Origin of the sequence: Kitasatospora sp. NPDC056651 (assembly GCF_042792155.1) — a bacterium.
Taxonomy (GTDB): domain Bacteria; phylum Actinomycetota; class Actinomycetes; order Streptomycetales; family Streptomycetaceae; genus Kitasatospora.
Window position 1 is genome coordinate 24,081 of record NZ_JBHTWX010000126.1, and the last position, 2,724, is coordinate 26,804.

The window sequence follows — 2,724 nt, forward strand, 5'->3', positions numbered from 1 at the left end:
GGTTTTGGTCGCCGGGGTTTTATTCGTCCTGGAGTGCCCCCGCGGCGAGCGGGGGGGGGCGCCGTCTAACCCGCGTTTCGCCGGGCGCCCTCCGTCGTTGTCACCCCGCGGTGCCCAACGGGGGCAAAGCGGTCAGCCGGGGCCCCGCGCGATAGCCTGGAGCCGATTGACGGGGTCGCGCCCACCGCGGGCGAGGCGCCCACCAGCGCCCGGGCGCGCCCCGGGCGGCCGACGAAGCGAGGGGTATCCCAGCCGTGCGCATTGCCAGGTTTTCCGTCCGGGAAGGGAGCCCTGCCGCCGGCAGCGTCTCCTTCGGCGTGGTGGAGGGCGACCCTTCCCAGCCCGACTCGCTGGTCGTCCACGCGCTGGCCGGCCACCCGTTCGGCCAACCCCAGCCCACCGGCGAGAGCTACCGCTTCCAGGACGTCCGGCTGCTCAGCCCGATGCTCCCGAACAAGATCGTGGCGGTCGGCCGCAACTACGCGGCGCACGCGGCCGAGCTGGGCAACGACGTCCCGGACGTCCCGCTCACCTTCTTCAAGCCGTCCACCTCGGTGATCGGCCCGACCGAGAGCATCGCCTACCCGCCGTTCTCCTCGGACGTCCACCACGAGGCCGAGCTGGCCGTGGTGATCGGCCGGATGTGCCGCGAGGTGCCGCTGGACCGGGTGCCCGAGGTCATCCTCGGCTACACCTGTGCCAACGACGTCACCGCCAGGGACGTCCAGCAGCGCGAGGGCCAGTGGGCCCGGGCCAAGGGCTTCGACACGGCCTGCCCGCTGGGCCCCTGGATCGAGACCGACCTCGACCCGGGCGACCTCGCGATCACCTGCACGGTCAACGGCGAGCTCCGCCAGACCGGCCGCACCTCCCTGATGATCCGCTCGGTCGCCGAGCTGGTCGTCCACATCTCCGAGGCCATGACGCTGCTGCCCGGCGACGTCATCCTCACCGGCACACCCGCAGGGGTGGGCCCCCTCAACGTCGGCGACGAGGTCGCCGTCTCCATCGAAGGCATCGGCACTCTCACCAACAAGGTGATCAAGCGTGGCTAACACAAACCCGGACGTCCGGGTTCGCTTCTGTCCGTCCCCGACCGGCAACCCCCACGTGGGGATGGTCCGCACCGCCCTCTTCAACTGGGCCTACGCCCGCCACACGGGCGGCAAGCTGGTCTTCCGGATCGAGGACACCGACTCCGCCCGCGACTCCGAGGAGTCGTACCACCAGCTGCTCGACGCCATGAGCTGGCTCGGCCTGGACTGGGACGAGGGCCCGGAGGTCGGCGGCCCGCACGCGCCGTACCGCCAGTCGCAGCGGATGGACATCTACGCCGACGTCGCCCGCCGCCTGCACGAGGCCGGCCACGCCTACCACTGCTACTGCTCCACCGAGGAGCTGGACGCCCGCCGCGAGGCCGCCCGCGCGGCCGGCAAGCCCTCCGGCTACGACGGTCACTGCCGTGACCTGACGGACGAGCAGGTGGCCGTCTACAAGCTGGAGAAGCGCGAGCCGATCCTGCGCTTCCGGATGCCCGACAAGACCATCAGCTTCGACGACCTGGTACGCGGCACGCTCACCTTCGAGCCGGAGAACGTGCCGGACTACGGCATCGTCCGGGCCAACGGCGCCCCGCTGTACACGCTCGTCAACCCGGTGGACGACGCCCTGATGGGCATCACCCACGTGCTGCGCGGCGAGGACCTGCTGTCCTCCACCCCGCGGCAGATCGCGCTGTACGAGGCGCTGGCCGAGATCGGCGTCGGCGAGGGCGGCATGCCGCGCTTCGGCCACCTGCCGTACGTGATGGGCGAGGGCAACAGGAAGCTCTCCAAGCGCGACCCGCAGGCCTCGCTCAACATGTACCGCGAGCGCGGCTTCATCCGTGAGGGCCTGCTCAACTACCTGTCCCTGCTGGGCTGGTCGCTGGCCGAGGACCGCGACCTGTTCTCCATGGACGAGCTGGTCGCCGCCTTCGACATCGCGAAGGTCAACTCCAACCCGGCCCGCTTCGACCTGAAGAAGTGCGAGGCGATCAACGCCGAGCACGTCCGCCGGCTGGCCCCGGAGGACTTCGTCGGCCGCCTGGTGCCGTTCCTCCAGGGCGCCGGGCTGCTGCCGGCCGAGCCCACCGCCGAGCAGCTGGACCTGCTCGCCAAGGTGGCGCCGCTCACCCAGGAGCGGATGGTCGTGCTGAGCGAGATCGTGAACATGGCCGGCTTCCTGTTCGTGGCGCCGGAGGAGTTCGCCCTCGACCCGGACGACGCCGCCAAGGTGCTGACCGCGGACGCCCGCCCGGTGCTGGACGCCAGCATCAAGGCGCTGGAGGAGCTCGGGGACTTCACCCCGGAGCCGATCCAGGCCGCGCTGCGCGCGGCGCTGGTGGACGGTCTGGGCATCAAGCCCAAGTTCGCCTTCACGCCGCTGCGGGTGGCCGTCACGGGCCGTCGGGTCTCCCCGCCGCTGTTCGAGTCCATGGAGCTCCTGGGGCGCGCCGAGACGCTGCGCCGGCTGCGGGCCGCCCTGGACGCCGTCCCGGCCGCCTGACGGGCTTCCGAGCAGGCCGCGGGGGCGGGGTGGGGGGGGGGGCGCGGCGGGTGCGGGGGGGCCCCGCCCGCCCCCCCCCCGCCGCCCCCCCCCGGGGGGCGGGGGGCCCGCCCGCCCGCCCCACCAGTCCGTAGGCGGCCGGGACCGCGAAGCCGCTGCTGCCTCACCGGCGGCAGC

At 72.7% G+C, this 2,724-nt stretch carries 2 protein-coding genes; both read left to right on the top strand.

Features of this window, described 5'->3' with window-relative positions; translation table 11 throughout:
- Positions 1–254: 254 nt before the first annotated feature.
- The gene (locus ACFRAR_RS33370; RefSeq protein ID WP_380703136.1) at positions 255–1,055 is read left to right on the top strand and encodes a fumarylacetoacetate hydrolase family protein; all 801 of its coding nucleotides are present in this window, start codon (positions 255–257) and stop codon (positions 1,053–1,055) included.
- Positions 1,056–1,116: 61 nt separating this feature from the next.
- Positions 1,117–2,547 carry a glutamate--tRNA ligase gene (gene gltX / locus ACFRAR_RS33375; RefSeq protein ID WP_380703138.1) on the top strand — a complete coding sequence of 477 codons (1,431 nt, stop codon included), beginning with the start codon at positions 1,117–1,119 and terminating at the stop codon, positions 2,545–2,547.
- Positions 2,548–2,724 lie beyond the last annotated feature (177 nt).

What these genes read in the sequence shown, in the direction of transcription:
- gltX (WP_380703138.1), top strand. Translation starts at nt 1,117, where the DNA reads ATGGTCCGCACCGCCCTCTTCAACTGGGCCTACGCCCGCCACACGGGC.